Annotated in this window: 13 protein-coding genes and 1 pseudogene; 7 read left to right on the forward strand and 7 right to left on the reverse strand. The window is 39.7% G+C overall.

Features of this window, described 5'->3' with window-relative positions; all coding sequences use genetic code 11:
• Window positions 1-30 precede the first annotated feature (30 nt).
• The 7 genes from QDI94_RS08380 (at window position 31) to QDI94_RS08410 (ending at window position 10,126) form a co-directional block, all read left to right on the forward strand.
• Complete coding sequence (locus QDI94_RS08380) at window positions 31-1,332, forward strand: DHHW family protein (protein WP_278868280.1); 1,302 nt, start codon at window positions 31-33, stop codon at window positions 1,330-1,332.
• A gap of 37 nt (window positions 1,333-1,369) precedes the next feature.
• Complete coding sequence (locus QDI94_RS08385; protein WP_278868282.1) at window positions 1,370-2,065, forward strand: bis(5'-nucleosyl)-tetraphosphatase; 696 nt, start codon at window positions 1,370-1,372, stop codon at window positions 2,063-2,065.
• Window positions 2,066-2,507: 442 nt separating this feature from the next.
• Window positions 2,508-3,089: a DUF6512 family protein gene (locus QDI94_RS08390; RefSeq protein ID WP_278868284.1), complete on the forward strand. Its 582-nt coding sequence runs from the start codon at window positions 2,508-2,510 to the stop codon at window positions 3,087-3,089.
• 118 nt (window positions 3,090-3,207) lie between these two features.
• Window positions 3,208-3,966 carry a 23S rRNA (guanosine(2251)-2'-O)-methyltransferase RlmB gene (rlmB, locus tag QDI94_RS08395; RefSeq protein ID WP_101029675.1) on the forward strand — a complete coding sequence of 253 codons (759 nt, stop codon included), beginning with the start codon at window positions 3,208-3,210 and terminating at the stop codon, window positions 3,964-3,966.
• 297 nt (window positions 3,967-4,263) lie between these two features.
• The gene (locus tag QDI94_RS08400) at window positions 4,264-6,927 is read left to right on the forward strand and encodes a hypothetical protein (protein ID WP_278868287.1); all 2,664 of its coding nucleotides are present in this window, start codon (window positions 4,264-4,266) and stop codon (window positions 6,925-6,927) included.
• 14 nt (window positions 6,928-6,941) lie between these two features.
• Complete coding sequence (rpe, locus tag QDI94_RS08405) at window positions 6,942-7,589, forward strand: ribulose-phosphate 3-epimerase (RefSeq protein WP_101029677.1); 648 nt, start codon at window positions 6,942-6,944, stop codon at window positions 7,587-7,589.
• Between the two features lie 389 nt (window positions 7,590-7,978).
• Window positions 7,979-10,126 (forward strand): hypothetical protein, encoded by a 2,148-nt coding sequence (locus QDI94_RS08410; RefSeq protein ID WP_278868289.1) that lies wholly within the window; start codon window positions 7,979-7,981, stop codon window positions 10,124-10,126.
• 151 nt (window positions 10,127-10,277) lie between these two features.
• Here QDI94_RS08410 and QDI94_RS08415 read toward each other — a convergent pair whose 3' ends face one another.
• The 7 genes and pseudogenes from QDI94_RS08415 to QDI94_RS08440 form a co-directional block, all read right to left on the reverse strand.
• Window positions 10,278-10,460: a hypothetical protein gene (locus QDI94_RS08415; protein ID WP_278868291.1), complete on the reverse strand. Its 183-nt coding sequence runs from the start codon at window positions 10,458-10,460 to the stop codon at window positions 10,278-10,280.
• Between the two features lie 73 nt (window positions 10,461-10,533).
• Window positions 10,534-10,674 (reverse strand): annotated as a pseudogene (locus tag QDI94_RS09915) (hypothetical protein); the annotation flags it as partial.
• A 97-nt stretch (window positions 10,675-10,771) separates the two neighbouring features.
• Window positions 10,772-12,172, reverse strand: a complete 1,401-nt coding sequence (locus QDI94_RS08420; RefSeq protein WP_278868293.1) for a lipopolysaccharide biosynthesis protein — start codon at window positions 12,170-12,172, stop codon at window positions 10,772-10,774.
• A gap of 15 nt (window positions 12,173-12,187) precedes the next feature.
• On the reverse strand, window positions 12,188-13,411 hold the full coding sequence (locus tag QDI94_RS08425) for an O-antigen ligase family protein (RefSeq protein ID WP_278868295.1): 1,224 nt from the start codon (window positions 13,409-13,411) through the stop codon (window positions 12,188-12,190).
• A 13-nt stretch (window positions 13,412-13,424) separates the two neighbouring features.
• Window positions 13,425-15,770 (reverse strand): polysaccharide pyruvyl transferase family protein, encoded by a 2,346-nt coding sequence (locus tag QDI94_RS08430; protein WP_278868297.1) that lies wholly within the window; start codon window positions 15,768-15,770, stop codon window positions 13,425-13,427.
• Window positions 15,771-15,789: 19 nt separating this feature from the next.
• Window positions 15,790-16,926 (reverse strand): glycosyltransferase, encoded by a 1,137-nt coding sequence (locus QDI94_RS08435; protein WP_278868299.1) that lies wholly within the window; start codon window positions 16,924-16,926, stop codon window positions 15,790-15,792.
• 20 nt (window positions 16,927-16,946) lie between these two features.
• Window positions 16,947-18,098: a Coenzyme F420 hydrogenase/dehydrogenase, beta subunit C-terminal domain gene (locus tag QDI94_RS08440; RefSeq protein WP_341460972.1), complete on the reverse strand. Its 1,152-nt coding sequence runs from the start codon at window positions 18,096-18,098 to the stop codon at window positions 16,947-16,949.
• Window positions 18,099-18,107: the final 9 nt, after the last annotated feature.

Here is an 18,107-nt window from a genome sequence, read left to right on the forward strand (position 1 = left end):
CTTCATTCGGGAGAGTTGGGAGAGAACACTATGAGCAGACGAAACGATTACGATTATTTTGATCTTGATAATTTTGATGACAGCATAGACAGCCGCGAATATCGCCGCAGACAGCAGCGCCGTCCTGCAAGCTATGCCGCAAGGCCGTCTTCTCAGCGTTCCTCAAGAAGACCTGTCAGAAGAAAAAATAAGAGAAGAACAAGAAACAGAATTATCATTGTTACAAGCGCAATTGTAATTTTGCTTGTTATCATATTGATTTTGTCATCTATTATAAAGGGCTGTTCAAAGGACGACTCGCTTTCAAAAATTCCGACAGGAACAGTCGGAACAACAGCACCTGCCGTTCAGACTGCAACAACCGCCGATAAATCCGGCGGCGCCGCAGATGAGCTTTCGCCAACCTATTTTATGACGCCTAACATAAAGGACGACAATACTAACGGTACTCTTGCCTATAGCATTTATGTGTGGAACAAGACCGGCTATGAACTGTTCTCAAGCGATAACGCAAGAGCGCAGAACTATGCGAAGACAATCAACGGCTTTGCCGACAAGTTCGGCAGTTCCGTAAAGGTTTACGATATGATTGTTCCCAACCATACGGAAATGGGGCTTCCGCAAAGACTTAAGGACAGCGACGCTCCGTCAACCTCACAGGCAGACAACATCAAGGCTGCTTATGCGGCTCTTTCGGACAAGGTGACTCCGATTAACTGCTACAACCGTCTTGCAGAACATAACACGGATTACATCTACTTCAAGAGCGATCATCACTGGACAGGTCTTGGTTCTTACTATGCCTACACAGCGTTTGCCAATACAAATGATTTGCCTGTTCTTTCACTTGACGACTGTGAGGAACAGAAGATTAACGGCTTTACCGGCTCGTTTACAAACTCGGCAGACGGACTTGACAGCGACACGGTAAGTTACTGGAAACTACCATACAATGTGACAATGGATATTACTCAGGCCGACGGTTCTTCGGCAAGCTATGACAGCCCTTACTATGAAGCCGCAGAAGGCGGTGCAAATACCTACGGTGTGTTTATTATGGGCGACAACGCTCTTACCGTTCTCAAGTCCGGCTCTGAAAATGCTGAGGCAGGCAAGAAAATTGCCGTTGTAAAAGAAAGCTACGGCAACGCCCTTGTTCCGTATCTTACAAATAACTATGAAGAGGTTCATGTTGTCGATTTTAGATATTTCAATCAAAATCTTGTTAATTACTGCAAAACGAACGGTATTAACGAGGTGCTGTTTATTAACGGCGTAATGAGTGCAAATACTCAGGTTCAGCTTGACAGTATGAGCAATCTTTTTAACTGACAGTTCAAATTTATCGCAGAAAAGGAGGTGTATGCCGATGATAGCGGACAATGTAAAAGTGAATGTTTTCGGAAAAATCAGTGACAGGCTTTATTCGGCACAGATTACCTCCGGCTCTGTGACGAGCAGGAGTGCGTATGTCATTTCGCACAAGCCTGTTACAGAGTATTTTGAAGGCGTTGTTGTTGCGGTGGCTGAATTTGACGGTTTGGACGGCGAGCGCCCGATTGTTTCACAGTTCGGCGAGGTGTTTTACGAACCGGAGCTTCGACAGGTGCTTTCAAGGCTGAAAAATATTAAGCTGAAAAGCATTGTTTGCCTTTACGAAAAGTCCTGCGGCGCTGTTATCTTTTATAAGAGCAGACAGAATACGAAAATTTTGCTTGTAAAGAACAGCAACGGCAGGTATTGGAGCTTTCCGAAGGGGCATATCGAAGAGGGCGAAAACGAACATCAGACAGCTATCCGTGAAATTAAAGAGGAAACAGGGCTTGATGTTGTGATTGAAAAGGACTTTCGTGAAATCAGCGAGTACTGTCCTTTCGGCAAAATCCGCAAAAGAGTTGTCTTTTTTCTTGCACAGGCATTTACGGATAATGTGACGATTCAGGAAGAGGAAATTGACAGTTATATTTGGGTTGACTTGCAGCAGGCACGGAAAATGTGCTCATACGATAACGATTTGAGAATTATTGATAAAGCCGAAACGGCTATTCATCTGCTCAGAAACTAAAAATTGATAAATAACCTTGAAATTTGCAGGTACACGGCTGTGTACCTGTTTTTTGATTTTTACGGGTATTTTCTGTGGAATAAAAATGTTGAAAAAACATAAAAAATAACCCTTGACACACATATTATACAGTTAGTAATAGAGCTGTAATGTTAAATTTCTTTATGAGAAATGTGGAAAACTCGGTTTTTGGATGTTAAAAGTTACAGGTTTGTAAACTTCGTGTAATATCAGCTTTTCATAACACGACTTTTAACACTTTCAACATAGTTTTCCACATTGTTGTTGAAAATGTTGAATTATACAGAATGTAAATGTGCCGATTTGGAAAAATAAATCGCAAATTTGCAAACAGAAATAACAGGGATTACTGTTTTTGAAAACCTTAAAGGGTAATATTTGACAATTGCGGCTCATAGAATACAACGGCGAGGTGTGTTTTATGAAAAAAGAAACCGTAAAAATGCAGATATGGGGAATTATCGTTGTGCCGCTGATGATAATTTTGTTTAAAAATCTGTATTCGCTCACAAACGGCGCTTTGCTTGGGATTTTCTTCGGCTCGGTAAACAACAGTATGTGGGAACAGACCAAGGTTGTAATGCTGTCATATTTTATTTGGAGTCTTGTTGAGGCTGTGGGCAAAAGGTCGGGATTCCACCGCTTTGCCGTGTCGCGAATGATATCAATTTGGCTTGTCGGTGCGTTTTGTATTTTGTCATATCTCTTAATCTATGCCCTCGGAATTGAAAACGCAAATCTGCCAAGGTTTATCTGTGCGGTTACAGCGTGCCTGTGTGCGTTTGCATTCGGTACATGGCTTGAGTATGGAGATAAAAAAACGGAATGTCTGTTTGTGCCGTGTATATTTTTGACTCTGCTGTTGATTGCCGTGTACTGCAGCTTTACGGTGTTTCCGCCGCATATGGTGATTTTTGAGGATACGGCTATGGGAATGTACGGCATTATTCCCGAATACATCGACTCCGGAGCGATTGCTCTTGATACATTGTACAGAGTTTGATTTTTTAAGATAAAAGGTATTTTACAATTTTTTGTTTTGTGTTATAATTAACGCTATAAAGAAAATGAAAGAGTGTGTCCGATGCGGACACGAAAAATCTTAACAAGGCTGATTTATGATGAAAAACGAAAAAATTGAAAATACAGAGCAAAAGCCCGATGTAATTGCAGGACGAAATCCTGTAAGCGAGGCTGTTCGCAGCAACCGCCCGATTGACAAAATTCTTGTTGCAAGGGGCGAAAAGAGCGGTGCGATTGTGGGAATACTTGCAAAAGCCCGTGACAAAAAAATACCCGTTAAAGAAGTTGACCGCACAAAGCTTGACTATGTCAGCGGCGGAGCAACTCATCAGGGCATTGTCGCATTTGCGGCGGCAAAGGATTATTCAACGGTTGAAGATATCCTTGAATATGCCGAAAGCAGAGGCGAAGCACCGTTTGTTGTTGTGCTTGATGAGGTTGAAGACCCTCACAACCTCGGTGCAATAATAAGAACTGCGGAATGTGCCGGAGTTCACGGAATTATTATTCCCAAACGCAGAAGTGCCGGCTTAAGCTACACGGTTGCCAAGGCGTCGGCAGGGGCAATTGAATATATGCGTGTTGCAAGGGTGACCAATATCGCAGTTACGCTTGATGAACTCAAAGAAAAAGGCGTGTGGGTCTACGGCGCAGATATGGACGGCACGGATTATGACAAGTGTGATTTTTCGGGTGCGTGCGCAATTGTTATCGGCAACGAGGGCAAGGGCATTTCAAGGCTTGTTCGTGAAAAGTGTGATGTAATCGTGTCGTTGCCGATGAAAGGTCAGATAAATTCCCTCAACGCGTCGGTTGCCGCAGGAATTTTGATGTACAAAGCGATGAAAAACCGCTGATGTCAAATTGAAAGTTGAAAATTGAAAATGGAAAATTGAGGTCGGGAAGACAGTTTGCAAAGCGAAAAAGCATATTATGCCCGAGCGTAAAATTGCAACTGTTTGCACGATTCTGTAGGGGCGGATATTATCCGCCCGTTTTGAAGAAATTTAATGTTTAAATAAAATCATTTGATGTTATCAAAGTTGTGTGTTTAAATGTCAAAGATTGTAAAAACAGAGAGTACAGCTCGGGCGGCATAGTTTCAGATAAATCTAAACTATCTACTCGAACTAAAATAAAAAGGAGTGAATGCTTTGGCTGATATGGATAAGGACAGGCTCAAAGAGCTTGAAATTGAGAGCATACTCGAAGAAACCCACTATCTTGCCGATCAGGAGCGAATGGAGCAAACGGCTGAAAAGTACCGTGTAAAACCAAAGGTTGAGGAAATTTTCAGCAATGCAGATAAAAAGCCAAGATTGAAAAATGTAAGTCCGCTCGATGAGTCCGAACCCGACACCTCAAATTCAATAGTCGGAGATAAAACAGCCGCCACGATGCAGGCAGAGCTGATAATGGACGGAAATGACGATGAACTTGTAACTCCCGAACAGCTCAAAGCAGAAGCCGAAAAAAAGGCGGCAGAAAGAGCCGAAAAGGCTAAGCGTGAGTACGAAGAGGCAAAGAAAAAAGCCGCAGAGGAAGAAAATAAGATAGTGACCCTCACCCCCGAATATGATGAAAACACAGAGTTTTCGGGTGAAGTACTCGGCGAGGTTGAGCAGTTTCGCGAGGATGCCGAAATCAAAAGCTACCATACAATTGATATTGATATTCCCGACGGTAAGACTGAAAAAAAGGAAGAAAAAAAAGAGGACTCCGCCGAGGCGCTTAATACTCCTGTCCATCAGCTTCAACCCCCCGAAAAGCCGCCGCGCAAGGTGGTTGCAAAGGTTCCTGTTTACCGTCCCGATGAACCGAGGAACATTCTCAATGTCAAGGCAGGCAGATTTTCCGATGCCGTAGCTAACGAGTATGAGGAATATGTCCGTTCCAAAAATCCTTCGGTAATTGCTCATGTGCTTCGTCCCGAAACAGCTGTTGCCGATGAAGGAGCTGCCCCTGCCGAGCAAAATCACAAGGACAGCCGTCCTTTGGGCGAAAAAGTGATTTCTGCACTTGTAGGAATTTTCTCAAAGGATGAGTCGGATGACAGCGATACCGTCAAAGACGAAAATGCCGAGCCTGTTGAGGATTATACGGGCGAAGAGGACGAAAGAAGCATATTTTATGAGCTTAACCATAATATAAAAAAGCTGTTTATGAGAAGTCTGCTTTCGGGAATTATTGCGGCTATAGTTGTTGTGCTTACGGTTGTGACAAGACTTTTCCCGAGTGGAATCTGTTCCGCAATACCGTTTGCGCCTGCGGCATATGCAATTTTGCTGTTTGTTCTTATGGCGGCGTCACTTGTGCTTAACCGTGTTGCAATGCTGAGCGGACTTTCACCGCTTGTCCGTGTAAAGGGCAATTCAGACACGGCTGTTGCAGTTGCCGGTGCGGCAGGAATGATTCAGATAATAGTGTCGTTTTTCTGCCTAGGCGATTTAAACGGCTTCTATGTAAATTATTACACGGTAATTCCGTTGATTGCTTTTTTTGCGAACAATGTCGGCAAGCTTCTGATGGTTCTTCGTGTAAAGGACAATTTCCGCTTTGTGTCGTCAAAGGGTCAGAAGTATGCTTCAAAAATTTATAATAATGAATCTGTTGCAAGACAGATGATGAGCGGCACCGCCGCCGACCGTCCCATTATTGCCTATCAGCATAAGACCAAATTTCCGGCAAACTTTCTGAAAATATCTTATGCGCCCGACCCGAGTGAGGATCTGGCGTCAAAGCTTGCCCCGATAACAACGGTTGCGTCAGTGATAATCGCGATTATATACGGTATTGTTAAAATGTCGTTTGCAGACGCGTTGAACGCATTTGCGCTTGTAGCGGCGGTATCTGTTCCGGTGGCAACGCTTTTGTCGGTAAATGCGCCTGTGAGAAAGCTTTGCAAAACTTTGCTTTCTTACGGTGCAATGCTTTCGGGCTATCCGTCGGTAAAGCAGTTCTGCGACAGCACTGCAGTTATGATAGATGCAACCGAGCTGTTTCCTGCTGAGTCAATCTCACTTGAGGGAATTAAAACCTTTGAGGAGTACGCAATTGACGAGTCGCTTTTGTGCGGCATAGCAATTCTTAAAGAAGCTCAGAACCCAATTGCAAATGCATTTGATTCGGTTGTTGCCGAAACAAACGAAACTCTTCCCGAGGTTGAAAGTGTGCTGTACGAGGACGAAATCGGTCTTGTCGGCTGGATTAACAGTGAGAGAATCCTTGTCGGCTCACGCACCCTTATGGAAAAATACAGCGTTGAAGTTCCTAATATTGAATACGAGGAGAAATATACTTCTCAGGGCAGACAGGTTACATATCTTTCGAGAGCGGGCAGACTCGTTGCAATGTTCGTTACAAAATATACCGCTGACCCTCAGCTTAAGGCTGAAATGCAAAGAGCCGAAACCAACGGCGTCAGTTTTCTTATCAGAACAACCGATTATAATGTTACAAATGACCTTATTGCAAATCTTTACGATTTGTTCTACCGCAGTATCAAGGTGCTTCCGACAGGACTCGGAAATGTTCTCAAGGAGGCGGAGGATACGGTTGAGGAAACCTCCCGTTCCTACCTCATTACAAACGGCAAGGCCGCTTCGCTTGCCCGAGCCGTAACAGGCTGTGTGAAGATTAAGCATAATATTTCTCTTTCAATTATAATTCAGCTGATTGCCGTAATTCTCGGATTGCTTGTGGCGTCAACCCTTTCGCTGTATGCCGGGGTGAGCGTTATGGGTTCGCTTGAAGTCTTGATTTATGCGTTGTTCTGGGGTGCCGCCGCTGTGTTTGCCCCCGCACTTCAAAAACCGTAGAAAGGATGTAAAGTATGAAAATAGCTCCGTCACTTTTATCTTGTGACTTTTCAAAAATGGGTGAAGAAATAGAAAGAATGGATCAGGCCGGTGCAGATTGGATGCACCTTGATGTTATGGACGGTCACTTTGTTCCCAACATAACCTTCGGCGCACCGATTATCAAGGCGGTAAGAAAGCTTTCAAACCGTCCGTTTGATGTTCATCTTATGATAAGTGAGCCGCTTAAGTATATTGATGATTTTGCCGACGCAGGCGCTGATATCATCACATTTCATGTTGAGTGTGATTCCGATATTGACAGTACGATTGATAAAATCAAGTCAAGAGGAGTAAAGCCGGGGCTTGTGCTAAAGCCAAACACTCCTGCATGGACAGTGTTCCCGTATCTTGAAAAGCTTGACGTCGTACTTGTTATGACAGTTGAACCCGGATTCGGCGGTCAAAGCTTTATGCCGAATATGATGCCGAAAGTTAAGGAAATCAAGAGAGAATGTCACCGCAGAGGTCTGGACAATATCCTGATTGAGGCTGACGGGGGAATCGGAAGAGATACAATTGAACAGGCTGCCGACGCAGGCGTTGATGTGTGCGTTGCGGGAACGGCTGTTTTCAGAGCCGCAGATCCGGCAAAGGCAATTGAACTGTTTAAAACTTTTTGACGCTTTTATAAAACGGACAATCGGATTAAATTGCCGACAGCAATACTGTCCGCACCGAAATTGCTCTTGACACAGACTTTTTCTTACAAAACAATTGCTGATAAATATAGTATTATTATCGGTTATTTCTTTACTGTGAAACGAAAAGAAGACGATGTTCACAATAATCAGACATTAAATTTGTGCATAATAGCAAATGTACCGTTATTTTGCACATATTTTAAGGCGAAAAATTTTCGTTAAAAGAATAACACTTTTGTTGTATGAACGACAACATTGTGCTATAATTTTAATTGAGCTCGGTAATTCGGAACGATTGAAATACCGAGGTTTGGAAGTTAGTCACAATTTGTGACACAAGTATATTTTATTTTTAAGGAGTAATTAGCATGAAAAAAATCCAGAAAAAGCTTTCTGTGGTTCTTGCGGTTATGATGGTGCTGTGTATGTTCACCGCCCTCCCATTTTCTGCAAGTGCTGCCGAAAAAACTTCTACAAACAAAATCAGTGTTACATCAAATGTAACAGATCCTGTTTCGTATGAGTATAATGCAAATACAAAACAGGTTGTTGTTACATACAATCTTCAGGCTAAGAATATGATTCTTAACACACAGGGCACACTCTCATATGACAGCTCTGTACTTAAGCTTGCTTCAACAAACACAAGAAACACTGATTTCCCTGTATTCAAGGACACAATCGTTTGGAACAAAACTCTTAAGAATGAAGTGCTCTTCAACTGCTCAAGCCTTGATCTTTACAACTTCAAACAGAAGAGTGTTTATTGTACATTCACATTTGATGTTGTAGGCAGCGGCGACACAACAGTTGACCTCGATGTTGAGGTTCTTACAGGTACAATGGCTGACTCATATGAAGATCTTTTTAACGGTAAGGATGTTGATATCACATATATCAATAAGTATGGCAGCGAAAAGGCAGACGGCGCTGTATTTACTGCTGAGGCAGTTCTCGTTCAGGGCGAAGAGCCAACAACAGCTCCTCAGCCCACAACAGCAACACAGCCTACAACTGTAACACAGCCCACAACAGCTCCCGCAACAAAGCCGACTCAGCCTGCAACACAGCCGACTCAGCCTGCAACAGAGCCGACAAAGCCGGTTGGTGAAACGACACTTAACTTTGTTGTACCAAAGACAGTATCCAGCCCGAAATGTTGGGATGACGGTATCTATCTTGCATACAGCAATAAGTATGCCATTAACACATTTACAAAGATTCAGCTTACAAAGACAACAGATTTCCTTACACCTGATTTAAAGACAGACAAGCTTACAGCAGGTACATATTCTCTCTACACTGTAACACTTTCAAAAGAGCAGGCAGAGGCTGTTAGCAAGGCAATTTATGTAGTACTTGTAAACAAATCGAATACATACAAGACTTATGTAAGTTCAAAGTACAATCTTCTTAAAGCTCCGACAGGAACATATAGTGCAGATTACAACACAGCTAAAACATCTCTTGCAAATCTTAATGATTGCACATTCATTATGAATGGTGAAGTAACAACAGGAACAAGCATAGACGGTTACGGCACATATACAGGATACTGGACAAAGTGTACTACAGTATACGCAGTGGCACCGGCATCAACAAAGTGGAAGAACTGTTGGAATCAGGGTGTATATATTGGATACAGCAATGATTACAAGATTGGTTCATTCAATAAGATTAAGATGACAAGAACAAGCACATATGCAGATGTAGATTCAAAGACTAGTCAGCTTGTATCAGGTACATATCCGGTATATACTGTGACTCTTACAGAGGATCAGGTGGCTGCAATTGATGCATCAACATATGTAATCTTTGAGAATGCTTCAGGTACATACAGAACTTACATCAACGGCAAGTACAGCGTAATGAAAGCTCCTGCCGGAAAAGAGTATTCATCAGAATACACAAAAACAAAAGCTAAGCTTGCCGACAGAGCAAAGAACACATTTGTAATCTGTGACGGTATTAGCACCGGTTCAAGTATTGAGGGTTACGGCACATTCACAGGATATTGGTCAACATCAGAAGTTAAAATCGTAGAAAGCACAGCAACACTCTACTGCGTATTCCCGGCACCTGTAAAGGGCAAGACAGCAATGGACAAGGGAGTATATCTTGCGTATGGTTCAAGTAATTCACCGGCTGATCTTACTAAGATTGAAATGAAGAAGACAGCCGATAAGTATACTCCATCGTTAAAAACTAAGGCTCTCGTAGGTGGTAAGTATTCTGTATACTCGGTAACACTTAACAGTGATCAGATTGAGGCAATTGATAATGCTAAGAATGTTGTATTCTGCAACAGTAAAGGTAATTTCAGAACGCTCCTTTCACCCGGATACAATGTATTAAATGCTAAGAGCGGTAGTTATAGCGCAACATACAATAAGGGTACATTTACAACAGCAGACCACAATGGTGAAACATTTGTTGTATGCGACTCAAAGGTAACAGGTTCTAGTACTGATGGTTACGGTATGTTCCTTGGCTATTGGAATCTCGGTGAGAAATAATTGCTAAATTGCAATTGATAACAAATATTAGTGCATAAAAGAAGATCCGATGTCTTTGGTGACATCGGATCTTTTATTAGTATGGCGGATTATATATCAATGCTCTAAGTTGAAAGTTCACTGAGAGGTAGTTGCCAACGAAGTCTCAATGTCAATAGTTGGGGTAACCCGAAAAAACAGAATATATGAGAATTACAAGCGGCGGCGAATTAAGCTGTCGCTTGTTTTGTTGCAGAACTGATATGTTTGTTGGAAAACATATGTAAGATGCGGTTACGGAAACGCTTGAAATTTCTGCTGCTGTAAGCATTTCTTTTGAGAATGTAACAGTCAAAACAGCCACCGTGTAAATTCACGGTGGCTGAAATACTAATCACTTGTTTTTGTTGTTTTAGTTCGGCACGGTTGTGGTCAATTTGCAGTCTGCCGTCTTCGATGTTCCTTCTCAGATACGGTTCTTTCTCAATCAGATAATTGACCGCCTTGCCGAGTTTACTCTTCAGCGCGATGTTTCTGTGTGATTTTGCCCGCGCAAAGAACGCATTCATTCAGCAGGATTATCGTTCACTTTGATTTTATTGTTGCAGGATTCAATAAAGCCATTGGTGGTTAATGTAGAAAAAGAATTTATTCGCTTATGATCTATTATTTTAGAAAGTTTGAAAACCTCTTTGTTAAAAGTGCATATGCCGCATAAAAGATAAATCCAACAATTGCAATTATCCATCGTACTATCCAAAACTCCATCAAAAGATAGGCAATAATGATTGCAATAATAAAAATTAAGGTTGGAACTGCAAACTGTTTAAGGGGAAACAATTCTCTGTCAAGCTTGCGTGAATGCTTTGAGTGCATTAAGAATGAAACCATATAGGAGATCACCGTAGTAAAGCAGGCTGCCATTCCTCCGTATAAGGGAACAAAAATGAAATTAAGCACAATGTTTGTGATTGCGGCAACGATGGTGTTAAACGCAATGTATTTTGTTGACTTATAGTAGTATTCTACATTTACATATACAGTGTACATATACATCTCATAGGAGGCAAATACAAGAGGGGGAATCATATATATACCACTGTAGTACTGTTTTGTCGCCATAATTTTTACTATTTCCGGAGCAACAAACATAAGGCACAGCATGACTACAAGGGCAATTTCAAGGTATTTTGTGATGTTTTTGTTAATGGTTGATTTCTCACCTGTCAAAAGTTTTCGGGTGAACCACGGGACCCACACAGCCTCAAGAGATGCGGTGACTGCCATGGCAACCATACTTAAATTATAAATCAGACTATAAACTCCGGCTTCAGATGAGTTATACAGGTTTGTAATCATAATTCTGTCGGAACTTGACAGAAGAACAAGTGAAAGACCATGGAATATAAGTGGCAGGGAATATGTGAGTGCATATTTCCAATATAATTTGTTTAAAGGCTTTTTTCCTCGGATAAATGACGAAATTACAAAATATATTCCGACCACCATATATACTGCGGCGTATGGGATAATATATCCGAAGTATTTTTTATCGCCGTGCATATTCATAATGGTGAATATTGCAATAACCTGAATCGTCAAATTTGGAAGTGCCAGCAAAAGAGTTTTTCTTATATAGTCAACTTTCATCATATATTTTGTTGTCATAGCAGTTGCTACAAATTGAAAATATGACTGTATAAGACAGCATATGACGAGAATTATATCAATGTTACCAAAAATAAACATTCCGGCAATGATTAAAGCTGATGATACAAGAAAACTGAGTAATGACAGACCAAAAATTGATGACATATAACCTTCAATGTCATCGTGAAAATCAACATATGCTGTTCGGATTGAGTTACCTAGTGAAAGTCCGACAATAAGAGTTAATATGCTGACCCATGACAAATAGGTTTGAGCAATTCCGTACTCAGAAGTTGTAAGAAGTCTTGTAAATATTGGTATGGTAAAAAATGCAAGAGCTTTGTTAAATAGGTTGCCAACCATATAAAAAGCACTTGCCTTTATATTTTTATCGTTTTTCTTACTTGTATTGTTCAAGTATGAATCACATCCCTAAAATTTAATCGTTGCTTTTTTGGATTTAATTCGTTTGTTATTTTTATATATAAAGTTACCGTCACTATCTCTTTTGGGAAGAGCATACGATATAAAAGTTGATAAGGTGAGAATTGAAAAGAAGTAGTATATGTTGTAATAAGCCTCGCTTTGAAGCATAATCATAAATGCACAAAGAGCACCTGACACAACAAACGGAATCTTGCCGTTTTTGCGATTTTTGTATAATGCAATACCACAAATAATAAGTATGGTAAAGAAAAGCAGAAATCCGGGGACTCCGCTTTTGTACAAAAGATTCAGGTAATAGTTATGGGCATGTGTAGCGCCTATTAGATCTCTTGAAGCCTGATTATCGATTTCTCCGACACCGAAAATAGGTGATTTATAAAATGCCTCAAGAGCACTGTCCCATATGTTGGTGCGACCTGTGAAAGATAGATCCCTTCCAAGCACATTAACAATTATAAACGAAAATGCTTCCTGTACTCGCAGGATAATTACTCCAAAGAAGTAAATGATATTTATCACAATATAAGTAACAATGTTAAGAAATTTTGGCATCCAGTTGATGAGAGCCAGAAAAAGGAACAGTATAAATATCATAATACCGATAACACTGGTTGCGGAAAATGCTAATATTACTGTTGCGGTTGATATGACGCAAATTAGAAAAGAAGACACAGTCAGTCTGTCATATAATCTGAGGGATCGAACAACCGAAAAAATCATTGCAGGAAAAATAAGCATAATCGAATTATTTCTATAACCAAGGAAGTAGTTATTTGTGAATGTGTTAAACTCATACATTCCTTGTGGAAACAAAAGTACAGTGATAAAGTTAATTAACACGAATATTCCCAAAACAAAGGTCGCACCGTCAAGCAGTGCATCAGGGTCAGTTTTTAGTCCCATTTCAACAACTAATACAATTGCAAGAGAATTGAATATTGTCAGAAACAAGGAAGAATAGTTTCCGTCACAATAAATCGTTGCCAGTATCCTCCAAACTTCAAAAAACAAAAATATTACAAAGTACATTGAAAATTTTTGATAAAAGAGGCAAAACCACACCAGAAGGACGGCAATGATGAGTACCTTCAGCACATTTGAAATTTTATCAAATGTCTGATATTGAGGCATTTGTGAAAATATTGCAGGTTTATACAGAACCATAAATACTATGGCGATAAACCAGTTTTGATTCATTAGTTTTTTCATCAGTACTCTCCCGTCATAATTTTCTTTTTATCTTTTTAAGTAATGGAAGAACTCCAATTTTATTAAGAATTTTATTTCGTTTTATTTTATACTCCCGTTTTCTGTCTATTGTTGCGTATCTTTTAACAAGTACATCAAATGGGATTGTGTCAAGCTGTTCAAAAAACTTGCTTCGATTCTGATGTGCTTTGGTTGGAGAACCCATTACAGGGTAGGTGAGATTGAGCATATCTTTTGGAATTTCTTTGAATGTTATTTCATTCTTTATTTTTTCAAAAAGCTTACAGCCTTTATCACTGTTTAGAATAACAAAAGAAGTTCCTTTGTGGTCATCAAAATCAGGGAAAATCTGTCCGATAAGCCACAAGTCGCCAAGAGTAATGTCGCTTACTCTCGGGAATGATTTAAGACGGCATTTGCTGCATGACGGACGGTTAAATAATGAAAAACCAAATCCACGGGCATAGCTGTCATCTTTCCAAAATGTACTTTTTTCAGTTTCATCATATTTGACGGTTAGCGAATAGTCTTCCCAACTGATTCGTTTATCTCTGAATGAAACAGATTGTATACATTTTTTTTCAGGATTTATAAATTCAAGATACCTTTGCCATATTTTGGGAGAAGGTACTCCATGGCAGAAAAGATCTATCAAAATAAGATTATCGTAATTTTTGTCAAGATAGCTTTTCAATGCTCTTATTTGACAAGGCGTGCCGGAAAACATAACTGTTTTCCCTGTATTAAGAAGTTCTTTGATTTTTTTATAGATGCCTTGAGTACTGCTTTGCACATATTTTGAACCGCTGATTTTTTTTATGTCTTTATCATTTTCGATTACAATGTGTTTTACATTAAATTCTTCGTCAAATGCAGCTCCTACAACTACACCGCCATTTGATATGATTGCTTTTGCAAGGTGGGTAAATATACCGCCTGATGTGCTTTCGTGTCTGATTTCTTTGTCGTTACTTTTAGCGGCAAAAGCAGTAAAATCATTTTCGCCTTTGCGAAACTGCTTTATTGGGCAGACTTTAAGGCAGGCCGAACATTCTACGCATTTTGATTCGTCAATTTCAGGATATAAAAATCCTTCTTTATCGGGCTTCATAGAAATACTGTTTGTTGGACACTTATCTGCACATGCAGAACATCCGCAACAATCATACTTGTCAAATAATTCAATATGCTTTGATTTTTTCGGGGGGATTCCGTCAAGTGCTTTTAAAATGTAGTTGAATGACTCGTTTTTGAGATTGTCAAGAAGTGCATTGGTTTTATTATAGTCAATAGATTTAGCAATCTTTTTGTCCCAATCCGGTAAAATATCACTGCATTTTATGTGTCTGTACTCAAGCTTAAGACTTTTTAAAAGTGATTCAAGTCGGGTGTTGGTTGAGCCTTTCATTCCGCTTGCAAAACGCTCAAAAACAAAATACTGACGCTCAAATATAGTTGAAAAAACACTGCCGTGAAATGAATCCGTACATACAAACTGAGCATTCTTTATCAAGTTGATAAAACCGTCGGGTCCTATATCATATAGTGAAATATCTGCATAATTATCATCACTTTCCGTATATCCTTCAATATACGGAATACAAACAACTTTAAAGCCTGTCTGTTCAGAAAGTTTCCTTACAGCCTTTCTGTGTTCAGGGTTCTGTCCAAGAAAATAGCAGAATATATATTTTCCATCCACGATTGGTGTGTCACCGCTCATCTTATCCCAACTTTTTTTGTTTACCATAAGGGTAGGATCAAGAACAAGCTGAGCATCACGACCGGTAAGATTATGTACGAGCTTGCAACCGCTTTCTTCTCTGCATGAGAGAAAGTCAAAATTATTGATTGAATTTTGGTAGAGTTTTTTGTCAGAATTTTCAACAGTGCTTATGCCAAAACTTGGGGCATAGGCAATTTTCCGTGTTCCCTCAGGAACAAATGAAAGTGTATAATAATTCTGTCTTATATGTACAGGCAGCCATATCTGATCGCTTCCGCATATAACCGCATCGTATCTTTTAGAATATTCCCTCAATGAATCAAGATTTACAAAGTTACGCGTTGTATGCAGATTGTTGTTGACAAATTTATTAAATTGGTTGTTTCTGAGAGAAATGCACTCCGCATAAACGGCATTGCTGACAGCTTTTTTTGTTGCTTTTTTATACTTGGCTTTTTCTCTGAGCTTCTTGGGTGAAAGCAGAGTTAGAATTTTGTCTTTTTTACTTGAAATATGTGTATAGTTGATAATTTCAGTGTCGTATCCTATTTCAGAAAAAATTGTTTGCATGGCATAGGCCTGCAATTTTGTACCGTAATTTTGAGTTTTGTATGGAGTTGCCAGACCTATCATTTTATACCGCCTCCGGTAGTTAATATTTGCTTGCTTTTTCAATATAAAATCTTTGCAATTTCTTTGCTTCAACGGCTATTTCAAAACCACAATTTCGAATTTCAGTTGACAGATCTTCCCTTGTATAGTTTAAGCTTTTATTCAGAATAATTTCTGCCCATTCTTTGTCAGTTTTCTTTGAATCAATAAAGTTCATAAGTTTTGTGCAGTTGACTTCTTCGGGTACTACCTTTGCTGTTCCGAATGTCATAAGACCGGCGGTTTGCGCTTCTATGTATACTATTCCGAAACCTTCGTAACGAGAGGGAAGAACAAATGCGTCAAATGCCTGCATAACATCGGGTACATCCTGACGCAGACCTGTGTAGATGATTTGGTTGTAAATGCCGTTTTTTTTAGCATAATCCGTAAGTTCTGAGAATTTGGAATAGCTTTTATAATCACCTACAATGACAAGTTGAGAATCAGTGTGCTTTTTGCAGATTTCATTAAAAATTCTGATCATACGCTCGGGGTTTTTTTGATAATATAATCTTCCGACAAATCCTACCACAAATGTATTATTGCTGATTCCAAATTCTTTTCTTATTCTGTTCCTTGTTTCGCAATTATAAATGTATTTGTTTGTTTCTATTGCGTTTGGAAGAACCTTAAAATTATCTTTTTTAAGAATAGAATCACCAAAAAGGTATTTTCCCGCATCACGACTGCAAGCAAAAAAATCAGTCGCATAGTGTTTTAAACCTGTTTTCAAAACACGGTTGTACATTTTTTTAATCAGGCTCGGTGTGTTTACATACGCAAGATGTGCATGAGCAATGCGTGTATTTATACCGTATTTTTTTGCTATACAACAGTACAGTGCCGACCATTCCTCCATATTAGAATGTAACACATCATAGTTGCCGTTTTTCATTATCTCGCTTACCTGTCGGATATTTTCTCTCAGATTAACTGATTTTGGTGTGACACGAAAAATATTGCAACCCATCTGTTTAAAAGTGGCTTCATTAAGACTGCCGTTTTTTACCGATGGAAGATCATCAATGACAATATCAAATTTTACATCATTATGATCCATATGGCTGTAGTAGTTTAATAATACAGCGCCGACACCTCCGCCGTTTATTCCAACAGCAATTTGCAGTACCCTCATTATCGGTTTTCCTTCCTTTATCAGCGTAATTTTCTCAGAAACCTTTTTACTCCGAGAGGAATCATTTTTTTGATTTTGGTTTTTGGATTTATTTTAAAAGCAAGCTTAGTTTTGGCATATGTTTCAAAGTTGCCGCAGTCAAAACCGTCATAAATTGAATCCCTGCAACTTGGTCGTTTTGAGGGATGTACAAGATTTGCGTTCATAACAGAGGCTTTGTTATAATCAGACTCAATTATTTCAAGCTTGTCTTTTATCTTTTCAAGGTATTTTTTGCCCTTCTCGGTATTTACAAGGACGAGGGAAACACCGTTTTCATCAAAAAATTCGGGATGAAATTTTTGTATTCCCCAGTAGTCGGCAAGGGTAATGTCACTTACGCGATTTTTGTTGGCAAATTTACATTCGTAACAACTTTCGCGGTAGGTTTTACAGTACAGAAAAGCACTGTAGTATGGGTCAAAAAAGCCATAATCAGATTTGCTTTTTTGACCGTTTTCAGCTTTATAGTACAGATCCCAACCACGCTTTTCTTTGCTTCTAAAGTTATATGAGGTTAATGTGCCGCCGAGCTTTTTGCCCATATAGTCAATATAATTTTTGAAAAGTTTTGGGCTCGGCACACCGTGACATACAATATCTGTAATCAGCAGATTACCATAATCTTTGCCGAGAAAAGAACGCAGTCCCGCTGCTTGACAGCCTGTGCCGCTGAAAAGAACTTCTTTGCCGTTCTCAAGTTCGGTTTTAACCTGTTTATAAATTCCTCTTGTGTCGCTTTGAACATATTTGGAACTTTGCAGTCGGTAAAGCTCATCTTCGGTTTCAACCTTAATATGTTTTGCAACAAGGTTTTCATCATATGCACAGCCGAAAACAACACCGCCCATAGATAGAACGGATTTTGCGATAGGTATAAAAAGTCCGCCGGAAGTACTTTTGAATGTACTTCCACGGTCTTTGTATTTTGCAGCATATACTTTTGGAATATTGCATCTTGATACATCGGTCAAAATAGGGCAATGTTTAATACAAATTCCGCATTCAATGCAGATACTTTCATCAACCTCGGGATATAAAAATCCTTCGGAATCCGGTTTCATAGATATACAATTTTTAGGGCATATCTGCTCACATCCGGAGCAACCGCAGCAGCTTTTTCCAAGTTGCATTATATTGTT

The organism is Ruminococcus bromii (genome assembly GCF_928721825.1).
GTDB classification, from domain to species: domain Bacteria; phylum Bacillota; class Clostridia; order Oscillospirales; family Acutalibacteraceae; genus Ruminococcoides; species Ruminococcoides bromii.